This window comes from Candidatus Eisenbacteria bacterium (genome assembly GCA_035577985.1).
Classification (GTDB): Bacteria; Desulfobacterota; Binatia; order DP-6; family DP-6; genus DATJZY01.
In genome coordinates this window covers 1-17,951 of the sequence record DATJZY010000169.1, presented here as the reverse complement: position 1 = coordinate 17,951, position 17,951 = coordinate 1, and the positions used below count along the sequence as shown (strand labels likewise).

The window sequence follows — 17,951 nt, the reverse complement described above, 5'->3', positions numbered from 1 at the left end:
AAAACATTCGGCGCGTCACGGGCCGACGTTTCGTCGCGCCGCTTCGCAGGCGCCTCCGCCCCGCGCCCGACCCCGCGCCACCTACGTGCGGCTTTCCGGTGGCTCGCTACGGCGTGACCCGCCCTGGGACGGGGGAGCGAGCGGCGAAGCGCACGTTTGGACGGACGGCGGCGTAGGCTTCGAGCAGCGTGCGCATCTCCTTCGGGGCGCTCGCGTGGAGGACGACGCCGGCGGCGCCGGCGTTGAATTGGTCGACGATGCGCTGGGCGCACTGGGGTGGCGATCCGATTGCGTTGCCGGTCTGGATCCATTCTGGCGGGTAGACGTCGCGGATCTGGCGCAGCTCTTCGTCGGTGAACTCGGTGGCGTCGGCGAAGCGGCCCTGGAGCAGCGGGTGCTCGCGAAGGCGCGCCAGGACTCCCCGGTCCCAGCCGTTCGCGTCGACGATCAGCTCGCCGTAGCCGGGGATCTGGAGGTACGTCGTCATGCGCCGCACGACGTGGCGCAGCTCGACCGACTCGGGGAGGGCGCAGGCCGTGACGAGGCACGACCACACCTGCACCGACGCTGGATCGCGTCCGGCCTGCTGGGCGCCCTGCCGCACGCGCGTCACGCACTCCGCGACGGCGCGATCGGTCCAGTGCGAGTGGAGCAGCACGGCGTCAAACGACCGACCGGCGAGCACCTGCGTCTTCGGGCCGAGGGCGGCGAGGACGAGGGGCGGCGGCGGGACGCAGGCGTGATCGAGGCTCAGATAGGCGAACTTGCCGGCGGGCCCGTCGTGGCCGAAGACCTTCTCGCCGGCCCAGAGCCGGCGCAGGAGCCCCGCCGTGTCCGCGAGCATCTTCCCGGTGACGCGCGGCACGCCCCACATGTCCGAACGGAGGTCGAAGCCGCGGCCGAGCCCGAGCGCGAACCGCCCGCCCGTGAGGGCGTTCATCGTGGATCCGATCGCCGCCGTCAGCATGACGTGGCGCGTGTTCGGGTTCGTGACGCCGACCGCGACGGCGATGTCGCGGGTGACGGCGCCCGCGGCACCGGCGAGCGTCGCCGCCTCCTTCACGTCGTGCCGCTCGGAGATCCACACCGATCCGAGCCCGACCGCCTCGGCGTCGCGCAGCTCCTCGAGCATGGGGCGCGGGTCGGCGACGCGGCCGGGGAGGGTGTAGAAGCCGAGCTCGGGAAAGCGAATGGCCATGGGACGCCCGCGATAGCACGACGCCGTCGTCGCCGGCTATCCTCGCGCACGATGCGCTCGGTCGACGACATCCGCGCGGCGCTCGCAGCGCACGCGCCGCGCGTTCTCATCGGTCGCCAGCGGGCCGCCGTCGCCATCGTCCTCCACGAAGGTGCGGCCGGCGCGGAGATGCTCTTCATCGAGCGGGCCGAGCGCTTCGGCGATCCCTGGTCGGGGCAGATGGCCTTTCCCGGCGGGCGCATGGATCCCGGCGACGCCGACGAGCGCGCGGCCGCCGAGCGCGAGACGCTGGAGGAGGTCGGCCTCGACCTCGCCGGCGCGGAGCGTCTGGGACGGCTCGACGATCTGCATGCGGGCATCCGGCTCGTGGCGCCGCTCGTGCTGTCGCCGTTCGTGTATCGCATCGACGCGCGCCCGGCGCTCACGCCGAACCACGAGGTGCGCGAGACGCTCTGGGTGCCGCTGCGTACGCTCAGTGACCCGGCGCATCACGTCGACCACCGGTGGGCGCTGTCCCGCTTCCCGGGCATCCTGGTCGGAGAGCCCGGCCGCCACGTGGTGTGGGGCCTCACGTATCAGGTGCTCGAAGGCCTGTACGGGATCGCCGGCGTCGCGCTGCGGCGATCGGCGGGCTGATCCGGCGGGCCTACTTGGCCGCGTCGCGGTTCGGATCGTTCTCTTCGATCAACTGCAGGACTTCGCGTGCGAGGCGCACCATGTAGGCGCGGATCTCGTCGTCCGTGCCACGGGCGATCTCGCGCGCGGCGGCGGTCCATTGCGCGTGCACGCCCTCCTGGAAGATGAAGGGCACCATCCGCACGAGCGTCTCGATGCCGAGGCGGATGACGTCGCCGTCGCGCGCCAGCGGCTCCCTGTCGGGGGCGCTCCCCTCCGCCTGATTCAGCACGTGGACGTACAGGCTCGCGTAGGGGTTCGGCACCACGCCGATGCCGGTCGCCCGCTCCGTCTCGTCGGTGATCCGCCGCCACGCGGCTTCCTTCTCGAGGATCTTCAGGATCGCGAGGCGATCGGGTTCGGGGAAGAGGAGGACCGCGCGCAGGACCCGGTCGAGGAGCGGATCGTTCAGGATCTCGCCGACCAGCTCGTGGGCCGTGTTGAGCAGCGTCTGCAGCGCATCGAGTCCCGAAGCGGCTTCGTTCGTGCGGGGCATGCAGGGCGAGCATGCGGCGTGCGGCCCGGAGTGGTCAAGCCCTTGGCGCCCCGCGCTGCGCGCGAACTGGGCACGCCGTGCCCGCTTTCCTCGCGCCGGGCGGCCCGCTCGCGCCTCCGGGAGGTAGGGGGCGGCGGCACGCGCGTTGCTCATCCGCGGCAGCAGATGGCGAGCTACGATCGACTTTCGGGACTGGACGAGCTGTTTCTCGGGTTCGAGACGGCGAACGCGTACATGCACGTCGCGGTCACCGCGGTCTTCGAGCGCGGGCCGCTCTGCAAGCCGGGAGGCGGGGTCGACATCGAGCGGCTGCGCCAGCACGTCGCAACCCGCCTGCCCGGCCTCCCGCGCTTTCGTCAACGGATCGGCTATCTGCCGCTCGTGCGCGACGCCATGTGGGTCGACGACGACCGCTTCGATCTGGTCCACCACGTTCGCCACGCGAGCCTGCCGCGTCCCGGATCGAGCGCGCAGCTCCGGCAGCGCTGTGCCGAGATCCTGGAGCGCCCGCTCAATCGCCGGCGACCCCTGTGGGAGATGTGGGCCATCGAGGGGCTCGCCGACGACGCGTTCGCGCTCGTCGTGAAGGTGCATCACTGTGTCGTCGACGGCATCGCGGGGATCGGCGTGCTGGCGGCGCTCCTCGACGTCGAGGCGGCGCCCGCTCCGGGCGTGGTGGTGCCGTGGCGGCCGCGCCGCCCGCCGACGACACGCGAGCTCATGCGCGACGAGGTCGCACGCCGCATGCGAGGGACGCTGGCCGCCGGCCGTGCGATGGGGCAGGCGCTCACCGACCCCGTGGGCGGCGTCGGGCAGATCGGGAGCGCCGCCAAGAGCCTCTGGCGCCTCCTGCGCACCGGCCTCTCGCCCGCGCCCATGATGTGCATCAACCGTCCGCTCGGGCCGCATCGCGAGCTCGCGTGGCTCGCGCTCGACCTCGAGCGCGTGAAGGCGATCCGGCGACGGCTCGAAGGGACGGTGAACGACATCGTCCTCACGCTGGTCAGCGGCGCGCTGGGCTCGGTGCTGCGCCGTCGCGGCGAGCTGCCGCGCGGCGAACCCCTGCGCGCTGCCGTTCCGGTGAGCGTCCGCACGGCCGAGGAGATCGGGGCGCCGGGAAATCGCGTCTCCATCTGGCTCGTCCCGCTCCCCGTCGCCGATCGGAACGTGCGCCGCCGGCTCGCGACGATCCGCGCGACGACCGCCGAGCTGAAACGGGGCGGGCAGGCGGCCGGGGGCTCCGTGCTCGCGGAAGCCGCCAACTGGGCGGGCGGCGCGGTCGTCGAGGCGGCGGCGCGCGTCATCAACGCCACTCGCATCTACAACCTGATCGTGACCAACGTGCCGGGGCCGGCCGTGCCGCTCTACCTGGGCGGCTCGCGCATGCGCGAGGTGTATCCGCACCTGCCGCTGTTCGAGCAGCAGGGCATCGGCATCGCGCTCCTGAGCTATCTCGGCACGCTCTACGTCGGCATCACCGCCGACTGGAACCTGAGCGACGTGCTGGGCGAGCTGACGGAGCGCTTCGAATCCGGATTCGCCGAGCTGGCGGAAGTGGCCGGTCTCGACGACGATGCGGGTCCGGCGCATCGCCCCGCCACCGTCGTCGGCATCTGGCGTCAGGGCGTGTCGTCGTAGAACTGCCCGATCACGTCGCCGATCGGGCCGCGAGCGTCCGGAACGAGATGGCCGACGTCGTCCTGGTAGTCGGCGCAGGTGCGCACCTCGGGTGAGTACCCGGCGGCGATGTCGGGCGCGTCGCCGACGACGATCGCGATCGCCTGGTCGATGTACGGATGGTTGAAGGAGGCGCGGACGCCCTGCGGCGCGCCCGGGTACGGGCACACGGCGTGACCCGGGCCGCCGACGACCGGTTGCAGGACGATCTGCTTCACCTGCGGGTGCTTGGCGCGAATGGTCGCGACGGCCGCGCGGATCCGCTGGGCCCACATCTGCACGTCGGTGTCGTAGCCGTGCGAGGTGATCGTGATGATCACGCGGTCCGGCGAATCCGAGTCCTGCGCGCAGGGCGTGCACAGCGTGACCAGCCCGGAGCCGAGGCACTCGGCGTCGACGGGTGGATTCCACGCGTCCGCGTTCGGGTCGGCCCAGACGTCGACGTCGCCGCCGGCGCGAAAGCGCATCTGCCAGCGCGCGTCGGTGATGTGCTGCTGGAACTCCGGCGTCTCGTGCCACATGAGCGACTGGCTGAAGCCGAGGATCTCGGTGCAGGTGAAGCCCCCGGGCGGAATGGTGGTCGAGGTGACGAGGGTCGTGGTCGTGACCGACGTGGTGCAGGTGCAGGAGCTGGTGCAGGGATCGCCGGGCGCGCAGGCCTGGTTTCCTTCGCACTGCTCGCCGACCTGGGCATCGACGAAGCCGTCGCCGCAGCGCGAGAGCGCCGCCTTGAAGGGCCGCCGCTTCGGGTTCGCCTTGCTGACGACGAGCGTTCCCGTGAGCGTGTCGCATGCCGGCGCCGCGATCGACGCCTTCACGAGCCTCACGCGCGCCGGCTGGCCGCTGCGATCGAGGAGGCCCGAGCACGCCGGCCAGGCGGCGCTGATCTTCGTGGATCGCTTGCCGCGTCGCATGCCCGGCTTCACGGGCCTGCAGCCGACGTCGATCGCGATGCCGTTCGCGTCGAGGGAGATGGCCGCCATGCCGGTCGCGGAGCCGCCTCCGGCGAGCACGCCGCGCGCGACCAGGAAGCGGCCGCCGCCGCAGGCAGGCGCCTTCGCCGCCGCGGGGACCGCCGCCATGGCGAGCAGCGCGGCGACGGCGATCGCCAAGGGTGCCCTCATGCCCACAGCATTCCCGTATCCCGCACGCGTGTCGAACAGTTTGCTCGCGGGGCGGAACGACTCGATGCGCGGGCGATCTCAGGCGAGACCTGCGATCGCCTCGCGTCGCCACTCGCGGATCGCCGCGCCGATCTCCCGCGGGTGATCCTCCTGCACGAAGTGGCTGCCCGGTCCGATGTGCCGGATCTCGAGCGCGCGGATCTTCGTGCGGCACCACTCGAGGATCGGGCCCTGGATGAGGACGCCCGGCTCGAACGTGAGCAGGAGCTTCGGTACCTCGCCGTCGCCGAGCCAGCGGGCGTAGCGGTCGACGAGCGCGACCACGTCCGCGGGCTCGCCGTCGAGCGGGATCTGGTTCGGCCAGCGCCACACCGGACGGCGCGACGCCGGATCGGGGAAGGGCTCGCGGTAGGCCGCCATCTCCTCGGCGGAGAGCTTGCGCAGGATCGATCCCGGGAGCACGCGCTCGACGAACACGTTCTTCTCGAGGATCAGCGTCTCGCCGACGCCCGGCGTCCGGAAGGCTCGGAACAGCTCGCGCGACGCCTCGGGCCATTCGCTCCACGCGAGCGGCCGTACGATCGCCTCCATGAAGGCGATGCCCGCGACGCGCTCGGGATGCCGGCGCGCCCAGTCGAAGCCCAACGCCGAGCCCCAGTCGTGGAGCACGAGCGTCACGCCGTCGAGCCCGAGGGCGTCGAGCCACGCCTCGAGAAAGCGCGCGTGATCGGCGAACGAGTAGTCGAGGGCCGGCTTGCCGGACTTGCCCATGCCGATCAGATCCGGCGCGAGGCACCGGCCCTCGCCCTCGAGCTCGGGGATGACGTTCCGCCAGAGGTACGACGACGTCGGGTTCCCGTGCAGGAACACGATCGGCTCGCCCGCGCCCGCCTCGCGGTAGTGCATCGTCGAGCCGAGGATCGCGAGGTCGTGCTCGGGCATCGCTACGCGATCCGCTCGACACGCGCGGGAACGTGCTTGTGCCACGGCGTGCCGGCGAGGAAGTCCCGCTCGGCCGCGGCGGTGAGCTCGTTGGGCGCCACGCCGATGCGCCGCCCGCCGCCGTCGCGCGGCATGTAGTCCATGCCCTCGCCGTTCGGGATGGAGATGTGCCCGGGCTGCATCATGTCGGTCACCTCGACCGGCACCTCGCTGCTCCCGCGGCGCGTGCTGAGCCGGACGATCTCCCCGTCGGCGACGCCGAGCCGCCCGGCGTCGTCGACGCTCATGCGGAGCGTGCCGGCGCGCTCCTTCGCCAGCGACGCTGGATTGCGGATGATCGTGTTGGTGGTGTCGGAGCGGCGCTCGCCCGCCGAGAGGATGAACGGGAAGGCGCGATCGCGCGGCCGCGGCCCGCCCGTGAGCTTCTCGAGCTCGGGGTACAGCTCCGGGATGGCGAGGTTGATCCGGTGCTCGGGCATGCGGATCCGCGACCAGCTCGCGTCGTACTCCTCGTCGGAGAAGACGACCGCCGTGCGGCTCTCGAGGATCGTGTCGAAGAGCTTCTCGCCGGCGGTGAACGGATCGCCCTCGAAGCCCGCGCGCGCCGCGGCCTCCGGATGCTTCTGCACGTACTGGTGCGCGAAGGCCCAGTAGACGGCGCCCGCCGCCATGCCGTCGGGGAGCGTCGGTCCGAGCGTACGGTACAGCACCACGGGGGCGTACTTGGCGACGCGCGGGCTCGTCGCCATCGCCTGGAGGAAGGCGCTCGCGAACTCGAAGCGCCCCTGGGCCGCGGCCTCGCGCAGCGGCGCGTAGTCGGCGTCGCCGAGCTCGCCCATCGCCTCGACGAGCCGCGCATGGATCTCCGGCTCGGCGAGGGTGCCGGGAAGCGGCTCCATCACGGGATGGCGCAGGTGGAAGGCGTTACGGGGGAACTCCAGGTTGAAGTACGTCGCCTCGGGCTTCTCGAACTGGCTGGAGGCCGGCAGCACGTAGTGCGCTTCGCGCGCGCTCTCGGTCAGCGCGACGTCGATCACGACCAGCAGCTCGAGCTGCCGCATCGCCTCGCGCATGCGCTGGCTGTCGGCGACGGAATGGAGCGGATTGCCGCTCTCGATCAGCATGGCGCGATAGCGGTTCGGGTGGTCGGTGAGGATCTCCTCGGCCATGACGTTGCACGGGATGAGGCCGGTGATGATCTTCGCGCCGGCGACCGGGCTCACCTTCGGCCGGTCGTCCGCGGTGCCGCGGCGTTCGGCCTTGCTCGCGCCCGTGAGCGCGACCAGCGGCAGCGGCGCGTAGTTCGTGCCCTTGCGCCCGAAGTTGCCGGTGAAGAGCCAGATGAGACGCTGCAGCCAGCTCCCGAGCGTCGAGTGGACGGACATCTGCATGCCGAGGTCTTCGTACACGGACACGCTCGCGGCGCCCGCGATCCGGCGCGCCGCCCGGCGGAGGAGATCCTCCTCGACGCCGCAGGCGGCGGCGTAGCTCGCGACGTCGATCGCGCGGAAGCGGGGCGCGATCTCGTCGAAGCCGGTCGTGTGCTCGGCCACCCAGTCGTGACGGACGAGGTCCTCCTGCACGAGGATCGCGACCAGGGCCGCCAGGCACCACGCGTCCGTGCCGGGCTTGATGGCGAGGTGGAAGTCGGCCTTCTCGGCCGTCTCGCTGCGGCGCGGATCGATGACGACGATCGAGCGCTTGGGATCGCGCGCCATCTCGCGCAGGCTCGCGCGCGCCCGCGCGAAGCCGTGCGACTGCCACGGGTTCTTGCCGATGAAGACGGCCACCTCGCAGTGCTCGAAGTCGCCGTGCGTGCCGGCGCCGATCATGCGGCCGTTCACCCAGAACTCGCCCGTCTTCTCCTGCGCGAGCGCGTTCGAACGGTAGCGGTTGCCGAGCGCCGCCAGTGTCGCCGCGCCGTAGGAGCCGCCGAGATGGTTCCCCTGACCGCCGCCGCCGTAATAGAGGATCTTGTCGCCCCCGTAGCGCGCCTTGACGTCGGCGAACTTCGCCGCCACCTCGCGGATCGCGGTGTCCCAGTCGATCGCCTCGAAGCCACCGTCGGGCCGCCGGCGCAGCGGACTGTCGAGGCGGTCGCCCGCGGTCTGGTAGAAGTCGAGGCGCTGCGCCTTCTCGCAGAAGTAGCCGCGCGAGATCGGGTGGTCGCGGTCGCCCTTGATCTTCACCAGGTGGCGGCCGCCCGGGCCGCCCACCTGCACGTCGAGCCCGCAGTTGAGGCTACAGAGGATGCACGCCGTCTTCTTCCACTGGGGATCTTCGGTCGCCGTCGCCATCGTGCGCCTCCAGGGGTCGAACGTTCCTGACGAAACCCCCCTAGCGGGGCAGGTTTCGTAACACAACCGACTAGGTTAGGATGCCCCCGAGATGTCGCGGAAGCGCTTCGACGACATGCCGTGCTCGATCGCGCGGGCGCTCGACTTGGTCGGCGACTGGTGGACGCTCCTCATCATCCGCGAGGCCTTCCTCGGCGTGCGCCGCTTCGCCGACTTTCGCGACCACCTGGGCATCGCGCGCAACATCCTGTCCGATCGCCTGCGGCGCCTGGTTGCCGAAGGCATCCTCTCCAAGCAGCCGAAGAGCGCTCCCGATCGCGGCCACGAGTATCGATTGACCGAGAAGGGGCGCGACCTGTGGGCGGTGCTGACGGCGCTCCGTCTGTGGGGTGACAAGTGGGTCTACGGCGCGGGCAAGGAGCCCGTCCTCTTCCGCGATCGCGACCGTGGTGCGGTCGTGATGCAGCTTCTTCCCGCCGACGCCGACGGCAACCCGCTCGATCCGCGGCGCCTGGTCGCGATCCCCGGCCCGGGCACGTCGCCCGAGGTGGTCGAGCGTTACCGCACGTCCGCGGCTCGAAGATCCTAGACCCGAGATGCGGGGTCGTTGACCGCCGCCACCTCGACCGCGTATCGGGCTCCGCATGCCGGCACCGATCCGATTCGCCCTCCTCTCGGCCGCGCTCGTCCTCGCGACGGCGAGCTGCAGCGATCCGTCGCCGTCGCGCCAGGTCGCCGACCGCTTCATGGACCTCTACTACGCGCGCATGAACGTCGCCGAGGCCGCGAAGCTGACGGGTGGCGCGGCGCGCACGAGGCTCGACGGCGAGCTGGCGGCGCTGAAGGGCGTGCCGCGCGAGACGCCGGGAGGCGAGCCGCGCGTCACCTTCAGCCTCACGTCGGGCAGCGAGCCCACGCCGACCCAGGCGACCTACGTGTATCACGTCGTCGCGCACACGCCGGACGTCGGCAAGGTGGGCGCGACGCTCACGCTCACCTTGCAGGACGGCCACTGGCTCGTGACGGCGCTCAGTGAGGTCGAGGGACCGCCGAGCTCGTAGGTAGCTCGGGCTCCTCGGCGGCGCTGCTCTCGTGCAGGCCGCACTCGCGCTTGAGACCGAAGAAGCGCGTCTCCTCCTCCGACATGCCGTCGGTCAGCTTGTGCGACGTGTGCCAGTCGCCGATCGACGGATAGCCCTGCTCCCAGAGCGGGTGGTACGGCAGATCGTACCGCGTGAGGTAGTCGTAGACGTGCTTGTCGTTCCAGTCGACGATCGGGTGGACCTTCAAATAGCCGTCCTGCACCCCGAGCACGCCCAGGTGCTTTCGCGTCGATGCCTGCACGCGCCGCAGGCCGACGATCCACGCATGGGCGTCGAGCTCGTCGAGGGCCCGCTGCATCGGCTCGACCTTGTTCATCTGGTTGTAGCGCGTGATGCCCTCGAGCCCCTGCTCCCAGAGCTTGCCGTAGCGCGCTTCCTGCCACGCCGCGCTCGTGAGCGGCCGGTACACCTTCAGGTTGAGCCGCAGGCGGGCGGTCAGCTCGTCGGCGAAGCGATAGGTCTCGGGGAAGAGGTAGCCCGTGTCGATCATGACGACGGGAATCTCGGGCCACTGGCGCGTCACCATGTGCAGGAGCACCGCGGCCTGCGCCCCGAAGCTCGACGACAGGATGATGTGGGGCCGCAGGTGATCGAGCGCCCAGGTCACCCGCTGCTCGGCCGACTGCTTCTCGAGCACCGCATTCGCTGCGGCGACGTCGAAGCGGTCGACGTCGATCTGGGGAGTCATGCCTCCAACCTGAGCACGCCCCCGCCGCGAGTCAAATTGCGCCGACCCAAGACTATGTCTTGGGTCGGGGAGGGCGCGAGAGTGTTGCGTCGGTGGCACGCGCGACCGGCATGCCGCGGCCGGCGGAGCCGGCGCGGCAAGAGAGGCACGCGCGACGGACTGATGGAACCGGGGAAAGGGAACGTCTACTCCTCGCGCGTGCCCTGTGTGCCGCGCCGGCTTGGCCGGCCGCGGCATGCCGGTCGCGCGTGCCACCGACGCAACAAGTCTCGGTCCTCTCCGACCCACGACGTAGTCGTGGGTCGGAATGCTAGACCCGCGGCCAGAGGGTCAGCGCGCAGGCGTACAGGGCGCCGGCCACCACGAACATGCTCGTGTAGCCGAAGACCATGCCGACGACGTAGCTCGCGAGCGAGGCCACGACGGACACCATGGCGTTCACGCCCCAGCCCCAGGCGACGAGCCGCCGGCCGCCGGGCGCGAGACGCGAGAGCCCGCCCGGGAACGGCACACCCATGGGGAGCCCCGCCGCGCCGACGACCGCGACGCAGACGGCGATGCGGGCCGCGAGCGGCAGGCCGAGCAGCGCGCGGCAGAGCGCCGGGACGAGCGGCGACGCGAGCACGACCGCGATGGCCACGACCGCGGCGAGCGCCGCCGGCACGACCGCGCGGCCCGCGAGCGCCGTCGTGCGGGCGAGACGGCTGCCGACGCCCGAGCCGGCGAGCAGCGCGGCCAGGACCGTGGCGACCGCGAGCACCGGGTTGCCGAGGAAGATCGTGAAGCGCTGCATGAGCCCGACCTCGATCAGCATGAAGCCGGCGCCGAGCGAGGCGAAGTAGGCGGCGCGCGAGACCTTGGACGGCACGTCGCGCCACGCCGAGCGCAGCCGCCAGAGCGGCCAGCCGATCGCGAGCAGCGCCACGATCGCGAGCCCGACGACGTTCACGAGCAGGAAGATGAGCGGGTTCTGCAGCGGGGCGGCCTGCGTGCGCAGGATGTCGAGCAGTCTCCGCCAGCGGAAGCTCACGAACAGGAACGGCCAGTCGTCGGTCGCGGGCCGCAGGTCGATCACGTCGTCGGCCGTCGCCCCTTCGCGGATCACGCGATCGAAGAGCGTGTTGCCGCGGACGAGGGGATCGTAAGCGAGCGGAAAGTCCCACTGCGCGGCGAACGCGCGCAGCGCGGTCACCTGCTCGGGCGTGAAGGGCTCGCGCCGGACGAGCAGCGTCGCCCAGCCGTAGACCTTGCCCTCGAGCACGGCGATGCGCGGCGCGGGATCGAGCCCGTCGGCGGCGAGGGCGTCACGCGCGAGGGCCGCCACCCGATGCGCCCAGCCGAGGCGAAGGTCGCGCGTCACCGTGAGCACGCCACCCGGCGCGAGGCGCGCCAGGAGATCGCGGAACGCCTCGGTCGTGTAGACGTAGCTCTCGGGCATGGTCCCGAGGCCCCACGCGCCCTGCGCCGCGCCGGTGTCGACGCCGGAGAGCTGCACGATGTCGTACTGCGCGCGATCGCGGGCGACGAAGTTCCGCCCCTCGGCGACGACGAGCGTGACGCGGGGATCGTCGAGGACGTGTCCCACCTCGGCGCCGTAGACGTCGCGCACGACGTGCGCGTTGACGGCGTTCAGCTCGACCGCCGTCACGTGCGACGCGCCCTGCGAGAGCGCCTGCAGCACGTCGGTCGCGCCGCCGACGCCGATGACGAGCACGCGCGGGTTCCGCTCCAGGAGGTAGGCCGGCGACTGCGAGCTGGCGGCGAAGAACTGGATCTCCGCGAGCGGTCGATCGATGCGATACAGGAAGGCGGGCGCCTGCCCGTCGAGCATGAGCATGCGCTGCGTGATGCGGAGGTCGCGGAGCTTCGGGCTGAGATCGCCTCCGAACTGCGGCGGCAGCGTGTCGAAGGGCTCGGTCACGTCGACCCGCCCGAAGTGGCTCCACTGCGAGAAGTCGGTGGCGAGGCCGCCCGGCTTGGCGCCGCGCGCGAGCAGCGGGCCGTGCTTGTCCGGCGCGATGTGGACCTCGATCGGGTGCAACGTGGCGAGCGCGAGCATCGCCGCGAGGTTGGCGACGAGGACGCCGAGGCCGCGGCGACCCGACGCGAGACGCGCAGCCGCGGCGCCGGCGGCGCCCGCCGCCGCGAGGAGAGCGAGCCCACCCAACGCCGGCAGCGCCGCCACCGCCAGCGCGCTGCCCGCGCCGGCGCCGACGAGATCGGCGAAGTAGAGGCGGTTCACGTCGCGCACGAAGGCGGCGAACGCCGTCGAGAGCGCGAAGCCCGCGAACAGGAACGGGAGCGCCAGCACGGCGTAGAACGCGAGCAGGAGCGGCAGGCCCGCCAGGGTTCCGAAGAGCCATGCGCTCGGCACGTCGATCGCGTTGACGACCAGGAAGGCGGGCAGGGCCGTCGCCGCGAAGCGGACGAGGTGGCGCCCGATCGCGTCGGGAGCCGTGGCGGGCGACGTCTCGGGACGCGCGGCGAGGATCACCCCCGCGGCGCCATAGCCGAGGAGCGCGACGCCGATCATGGCGAAGACGAGCAGGGGATGGAGCCGCACCGCGATGAGCCGCATGAGCGACACCTGCAACCCGACCGCCGCGAGGGAGGCCAGGCCGACGGCGGCGACGAGGCGGGCGGGCGTGTCCTCCGGAGGCGCGACGGTCGCACCCACGTCGCGCGCGGCACCGGAGGTCATCGGGGGCCTCACCTAGCGTGCGGGTGGCCGCGAGTGCAACGTGAGACTCCCGCGCATCGGTTCGACGCTCGTACTCGTCGCCGTCATTGACCCTGCATCGCCTCGCCGTTAGTGCGCTTCGACACCAGGCCATGGCGAGGGAGGGGGGGCCGTGAGCACGAACATCCTTCACATCGACCCGGATCCGGCGGGGCGGGCCCTGGTCCGGCGATCGATCGAGCGGCTCGGCGAGCACGCCGACATCATCACCGTCGACACTCTGCGCAGCGCGCTCGAGCTGCTGTGGAGCACGCCGGCGGCCTGCATCGTGACCGAGATCGAACTGCGCGACGCCGCCGGCCCGACGGTGCTGCAGCGCCTCGCCGCCGCGCGCCCCGGCGTCCCCCTGATCGTGCTCGCCGCCACGACCTCCGAGGCGGTCGTCGCCGCCGGGCGTGCTCTCGGCGTCGTGGCGCTGCTCGCGAAGGACGTTCCGGGAGTCGACGAGCTGTCGATGGCGATTCGCGATGCGCTCGGGCGCACCGTTCTCGCCGAGACCGCCGTCGCGAGCGCGGTCGGCGAGGGGCCCCAGGTCTCGCGCTTCGGCGGCAGCGACTTCATCGCCGGCACGGCGTCGATGCGATACGTCCTGCGTCTGGTCGAGCGCGCGGCCGAGAGCGCCGTGCCCGTGCTCATCGAGGGCGAGACCGGCACGGGGAAGGAGATCCTCGCGCGCGCCGTCCACGCGCGATCGGCCCGGCGGGCGGCCCCGTTCATCGCGCAGAACTGCGGCGCAGTCGCCGAGACGCTTCTCGAGAGCGAGCTCTTCGGCCACGTGCGCGGGGCGTTCACGGGCGCCGAGCGCGATCGCGCCGGGCTGTTCCTCGAAGCCGGCGCCGGCACGGTGTTCCTCGACGAGATCGGCGAAGCGCCGCCGAGCGTCCAGGCGCGGCTCTTGCGGGTCCTCCAGCACGGCGAGGTGAAGCCCGTCGGCTCCGATCGCGTGCAGCGCGCCTCGGCGCGCATCGTGGCCGCGACCAACCGGCCGCTCGCGGCCGAGGTGCGGGCGGGACGGTTCCGGGCCGACCTCTACTACCGCCTGAGCGTCTATCCGATCGCCGTGCCGCCGCTCCGCCAGCGCGCCGCCGACGTGCCGCGGCTCCTCGTGCACTTCCTCGAGCGTTTCGCGCGCGAAGAGGGGCGGACCGACATGACCTTCTCGAGCGACGCGCTCGAAGCCCTCGCCGCGTATCCGTGGCCGGGCAACGTGCGCGAGCTGGAGCACGAGGTCCACCGTGTGGTGCTGACGCTCCCGTCGGCGACGCGCATCCTGCCCGAGCATCTCGCGCCCCGGGTTCGTCACCACGCCCCGCCGTTGGGCGAGCCGCTCGCGCAGCTCCTCGCACGGGTCGAGCTGGCCCTCATCCGGCAGCGGCTCGACCGGTTCCCCACCAAGACCGAGGCGGCGCGCAGCCTCGGCATCACCCGCGAGGCGCTCTACCTGAAGCTCCGGCGCCTCGGCGGCTGCGGGTCGGTGGCGCAATCGTAGTCGCGCGGGCTTCCCTGGGCCCACGACAGTGATACTGGACTGGTATGGCGCCGCCCGCCCGCTCCGTCATCGAGACGCGCTACGACCAGATGTTCCCCGTGCTCGACGCGGCGGAGATCGACCGCCTGCGGCATTTCGGCGAGGTCCGGACGTACGCTGCGGGCGAGCGCCTGGTGACCAGCGGCGAGGTCAGCCCCGGCATGATCGTCGTCCTCTCCGGCGAGATCGCGGTCACGCAGCACAGCGTGCTCGGCCATGATCAGCCGATCGTCGCTCACGGTCCGGGGTCGTTCATGGGCGAGCTGGCCCAGCTCTCCGGACGTCCCTCGCTCGTGGACGCGCGCGCGACCAAGCCGGTCGAGGCGCTCGTCATTCCGTCGCACCGGCTGCGCGACGTGCTGATCGCCGAGGCCGAGCTCGGCGAGCGCATCATGCGTGCGCTCATCCTGCGGCGCGTGGGACTGCTCGAGACCGGAACCAGCGGGCCGGTCATCGTCGGAGGCGTCGGCGATGGCGACGTCCTGCGCCTGGCCGGTTTCCTTTCGCGCAACGGCCATCCGCACAGCGTGCTCGACCCCGACGCCGACCCGTGCGCCCGGACCTTGATCGAGCGCTTCCACGTCGCCTCAGCCGACCTGCCGATCGTGCTGTGCCCCGGGGGGCAGCTGCTCCGCAATCCGAGCGAGAACGAGCTCGCCACCTGCATCGGGCTCGTGCGTCCAATCGATGCGAGCCGCGTGTACGACGTCGCGATCGTGGGCGCGGGACCGGCGGGGCTCGCCGCCGCCGTGTACGGCGCGTCGGAGGGACTCTCGGTCATGGTGCTCGACTGTCGTGCGTTCGGCGGTCAGGCCGGCGCCTCGTCGCGCATCGAGAACTACCTCGGCTTCCCGACCGGCATCAGCGGGATCGCGCTCATGGCGCGCGCCTTCAACCAGGCGCAGAAGTTCGGCGCCGAGATGGCCATCCCCGACGAGGTGGTGCGGCTGCAATGCGCCCCGGACGACGGGGGTGCCCACTTCGGGCTCGGACTCAAGAACGGCGAGCGCGTCCGTGCACGCGCGGTCGTCATCGCCAGCGGCGCGCAGTATCGCCGGCTGGACCTCGACAATCTGGCCCAGTTCGAGGGCAGCAGCATCCACTACTGGGCGTCGCCGCTCGAGGCGAAGCTGTGCGCCGGACAGGAGGTCGCGCTGGTCGGCGCCGGCAACTCGGCGGGGCAGGCGGTCGTCTATCTCGCGAGCCGCGTGGCGAGGGTGTGGCTCCTCGCTCGCGGGCCGAGCCTCGAAGCCAGCATGTCGCGTTACCTGGTCGACCGCATCGCCGCGCTGCCCAACGTCGAGGTGCTGCTGCACACGACGATCTGCGGGCTCGAGGGGGATGCGGGTGTCCTGAAGGCGATCCGCTGGCGCCACGGCCCGTCGGGCGAGGAGGTGCGGCGCGCGATCCGGCACCTCTTCCTCTTCATCGGTGCGGCTCCGAACACGTCGTGGCTGTCCGCCTCGGACGTCGCCGTCGACGCGAAGGGCTTCATCCTGACCGGCGCCGACCTCGGCGACAGTCGGCGTGAGCTCGAGACGAGCCGCGACGGCGTGTTCGCCATCGGCGACGTGCGCGCCGGATCGGTCAAGCGCGTCGCCGCCGCGGTGGGCGAGGGTGCGCAGGTGATCGCGACCATCCACGCGTTCCTGGCGGACGCCGGCGATCGGGTCGCCGCCACCGCCCATCACGGGAGGGTCTGATGGCCGACGAGTGCGAACATGCGGCCGGCATCCGAAAGGTGACGCCGAGCGCGCGCGGGTGCGAGGAGTGCCTCGCCAGCGGGTCGCCGTGGGTGCACCTGCGGCTCTGCCGGACCTGCGGGCACGTGGGCTGCTGCGACAGCTCGCCGAACCGTCACGCGACCAAGCACTTCCACGAGACGCAGCACCCCATCATCGAGGGCTACGACCCGCCCGAGGGCTGGGGATGGTGCTTCATCGACGAGGTGACGCTCGATCTCGCCGGCCGGACGACACCGCAGCGCGGGCCGATCCCGAGATACGTCTGACGAGGCGCGGCGGCGGTGCGCGGGTGCCGCAGGCACCCGTCGGCGATTGAGTCGCCGCCACGACCTGTGCGAGGAGACGCCCATGCCGCGCTCCCGCCGCCTCCTCTGCGTCGTCTACGGAATCATCGCGCTCCTGGCGCTGATCGGCACCTGGAGCCAGAACGTCGCCTACTTCCGGGCCGACGAAGGCCTTGCGGGGTTCGCCCTGGCCACTGCACGGTTCTGGCCCGCGACGCTCGCGACGCCCGCCAGCGTGTCGATCACGGTCGACATCGGGCTCTTCTTCCTCGCCGCGGCGTTCCTGATGGTGATCGAGGCGCGCCGCCTGCAGATCCGCTTCGTGTGGCTGTACGTGCTCTTCGGCATCCTCATCGCGATCAGCGTGACGTTCCCGTTGTTTCTCATTGCCCGTGAGCGCCGGATCGTCGCCTGCGGCGAGGGTGGGGCGGACCTCGGGATCGGCCGGGCGGACACGATTGCGCTCGCGACGCTCGGGCTGATCTCGGCGGTGTTCACGCTCTGGTCCCTCGGCCACTAGCGCGGCCGGCGCGCTGCGAGACCCGGCCTGCCCGAATGGGCCGACTCGTCGGTGCTGACGCTTCCACCTTGACAGTCTCCGGGACCCTCGGACAAGGTTTCCGTAGGCAGGTCGAGAGGAGAACGAATTCATGTCGAAGTTCGGGCTGGGCATCGTGCTCGTGACCGTCGGGGCTGCGCTTGCGGGTGCGGCGGACGTCACGACCAAGAAGCTCTTCATCAAGGACAACGCCGACGCCTCGAAGCGGCAGATCCAGGTCCTGTCGAAGGACCCGAGCGTTCTCCCCTCGCAGGCCGGCGACCCCGCCACGAACGGCGCGGCGCTGCACGTCTACAGCGCCACCGACGACTTCTGCTTGGTGCTGCCCGGCGGCTCGCAGTGGGCGAACAAGAAGGGCAATTGGCTCTACAAGAACAAGAGCACGAAGAACCAGCTGCAGCTGAAGAACAGCAAGATCGTCGTGAAGATCAAGTCGGGCGTCACCTACACGCTCTCCGACAACACGACGCAGGGCACCGTCAACGCGCAGCTCCAGTTCGGGACGGGGACGCGCTACTGCATGCACTGTACCGGGAACAAGAAGGACGAGGCGCTGAAGTTCCTCGCCAAGGATTGCGCCGCGGCCCCGTGTGATCCCGAGCCGTCGGCCTGCGAGTCCGTCACCACGACGACGGGCGGCGGGACGACCACGACCATGCCGTCGGGCGGTTCGATCCTGAAGGGCGCGCTCGTGCCCACCGTCGGGCGCTTCAACTACAACCTGAGTCTCGGGCTGCCGGGAGCGAACAGCGCCTGCAACACGAACTTCGCGGGCACGCACGCCTGCACGTACGCGGAGCTGCAGGCGGCCGCGGCCGCGGGCGACCTCGTCGGTCTGCACGACACGGCCAGCGGCGTCGTCACCTCCTTCTGGGCGATCGATCCGACGGCGGCC

16 protein-coding genes are annotated in these 17,951 nt (G+C 71.6%); 9 read left to right on the top strand and 7 right to left on the bottom strand.

Features of this window, described 5'->3' with window-relative positions; translation table 11 throughout:
- Positions 1-106: 106 nt before the first annotated feature.
- Positions 107-1,198, bottom strand: coding sequence for a TIGR03857 family LLM class F420-dependent oxidoreductase (locus VMS22_24335; GenBank protein HXJ37169.1), 1,092 nt, complete (start codon positions 1,196-1,198; stop codon positions 107-109).
- Positions 1,199-1,249: 51 nt separating this feature from the next.
- Between VMS22_24335 and VMS22_24330 the strand changes: the two genes are divergently transcribed.
- Entirely contained in the window at positions 1,250-1,834 is a 585-nt protein-coding gene (locus VMS22_24330) for a CoA pyrophosphatase (GenBank protein HXJ37168.1), read from the top strand.
- 10 nt (positions 1,835-1,844) lie between these two features.
- Here VMS22_24330 and VMS22_24325 read toward each other — a convergent pair whose 3' ends face one another.
- Complete coding sequence (locus VMS22_24325) at positions 1,845-2,369, bottom strand: hypothetical protein (protein HXJ37167.1); 525 nt, start codon at positions 2,367-2,369, stop codon at positions 1,845-1,847.
- A gap of 165 nt (positions 2,370-2,534) precedes the next feature.
- On the opposite strand from VMS22_24325, the gene VMS22_24320 reads away from it, so the two are divergent.
- Complete coding sequence (locus tag VMS22_24320) at positions 2,535-4,007, top strand: wax ester/triacylglycerol synthase family O-acyltransferase (GenBank protein HXJ37166.1); 1,473 nt, start codon at positions 2,535-2,537, stop codon at positions 4,005-4,007.
- On the opposite strand, the gene VMS22_24315 is transcribed toward VMS22_24320, so the two are convergent.
- The 3 genes from VMS22_24315 to VMS22_24305 form a co-directional block, all read right to left on the bottom strand.
- Entirely contained in the window at positions 3,989-5,170 is a 1,182-nt protein-coding gene (locus tag VMS22_24315; protein HXJ37165.1) for a hypothetical protein, read from the bottom strand. The two genes, VMS22_24320 and VMS22_24315, sit on opposite strands and share 19 nt — an antisense overlap.
- Positions 5,171-5,248: 78 nt before the next feature.
- Entirely contained in the window at positions 5,249-6,112 is an 864-nt protein-coding gene (locus tag VMS22_24310) for a haloalkane dehalogenase (protein HXJ37164.1), read from the bottom strand.
- A gap of 2 nt (positions 6,113-6,114) precedes the next feature.
- Positions 6,115-8,409, bottom strand: coding sequence for a molybdopterin-dependent oxidoreductase (locus VMS22_24305; GenBank protein HXJ37163.1), 2,295 nt, complete (start codon positions 8,407-8,409; stop codon positions 6,115-6,117).
- Between the two features lie 91 nt (positions 8,410-8,500).
- On the opposite strand from VMS22_24305, the gene VMS22_24300 reads away from it, so the two are divergent.
- Together VMS22_24300 and VMS22_24295 are read left to right on the top strand one after the other, a co-directional pair.
- On the top strand, positions 8,501-8,998 hold the full coding sequence (locus VMS22_24300) for a helix-turn-helix domain-containing protein (protein HXJ37162.1): 498 nt from the start codon (positions 8,501-8,503) through the stop codon (positions 8,996-8,998).
- Positions 8,999-9,053: 55 nt separating this feature from the next.
- Positions 9,054-9,470: a hypothetical protein gene (locus VMS22_24295; protein ID HXJ37161.1), complete on the top strand. Its 417-nt coding sequence runs from the start codon at positions 9,054-9,056 to the stop codon at positions 9,468-9,470.
- Here the strand turns inward: VMS22_24295 and VMS22_24290 are convergent.
- Positions 9,439-10,200 (bottom strand): phosphoadenylyl-sulfate reductase, encoded by a 762-nt coding sequence (locus VMS22_24290; protein HXJ37160.1) that lies wholly within the window; start codon positions 10,198-10,200, stop codon positions 9,439-9,441. The genes VMS22_24295 and VMS22_24290 overlap by 32 nt on opposite strands.
- A gap of 310 nt (positions 10,201-10,510) precedes the next feature.
- Positions 10,511-12,901 carry a hypothetical protein gene (locus VMS22_24285; GenBank protein ID HXJ37159.1) on the bottom strand — a complete coding sequence of 797 codons (2,391 nt, stop codon included), beginning with the start codon at positions 12,899-12,901 and terminating at the stop codon, positions 10,511-10,513.
- 151 nt (positions 12,902-13,052) lie between these two features.
- Between VMS22_24285 and VMS22_24280 the strand changes: the two genes are divergently transcribed.
- From VMS22_24280 to VMS22_24260, 5 genes are all read left to right on the top strand, one after another.
- Positions 13,053-14,429, top strand: a complete 1,377-nt coding sequence (locus VMS22_24280) for a sigma-54 dependent transcriptional regulator (protein ID HXJ37158.1) — start codon at positions 13,053-13,055, stop codon at positions 14,427-14,429.
- A gap of 44 nt (positions 14,430-14,473) precedes the next feature.
- Entirely contained in the window at positions 14,474-16,171 is a 1,698-nt protein-coding gene (locus VMS22_24275) for an FAD-dependent oxidoreductase (protein ID HXJ37157.1), read from the top strand.
- Positions 16,171-16,479, top strand: a complete 309-nt coding sequence (locus tag VMS22_24270) for a UBP-type zinc finger domain-containing protein (protein HXJ37156.1) — start codon at positions 16,171-16,173, stop codon at positions 16,477-16,479. Before VMS22_24275 ends, VMS22_24270 begins: the two co-directional genes overlap by 1 nt.
- A gap of 82 nt (positions 16,480-16,561) precedes the next feature.
- On the top strand, positions 16,562-17,017 hold the full coding sequence (locus VMS22_24265) for a DUF2834 domain-containing protein (GenBank protein HXJ37155.1): 456 nt from the start codon (positions 16,562-16,564) through the stop codon (positions 17,015-17,017).
- 130 nt (positions 17,018-17,147) lie between these two features.
- The coding region (locus VMS22_24260; protein HXJ37154.1) for a hypothetical protein at positions 17,148-17,951 on the top strand (804 nt) is incomplete at its 3' end.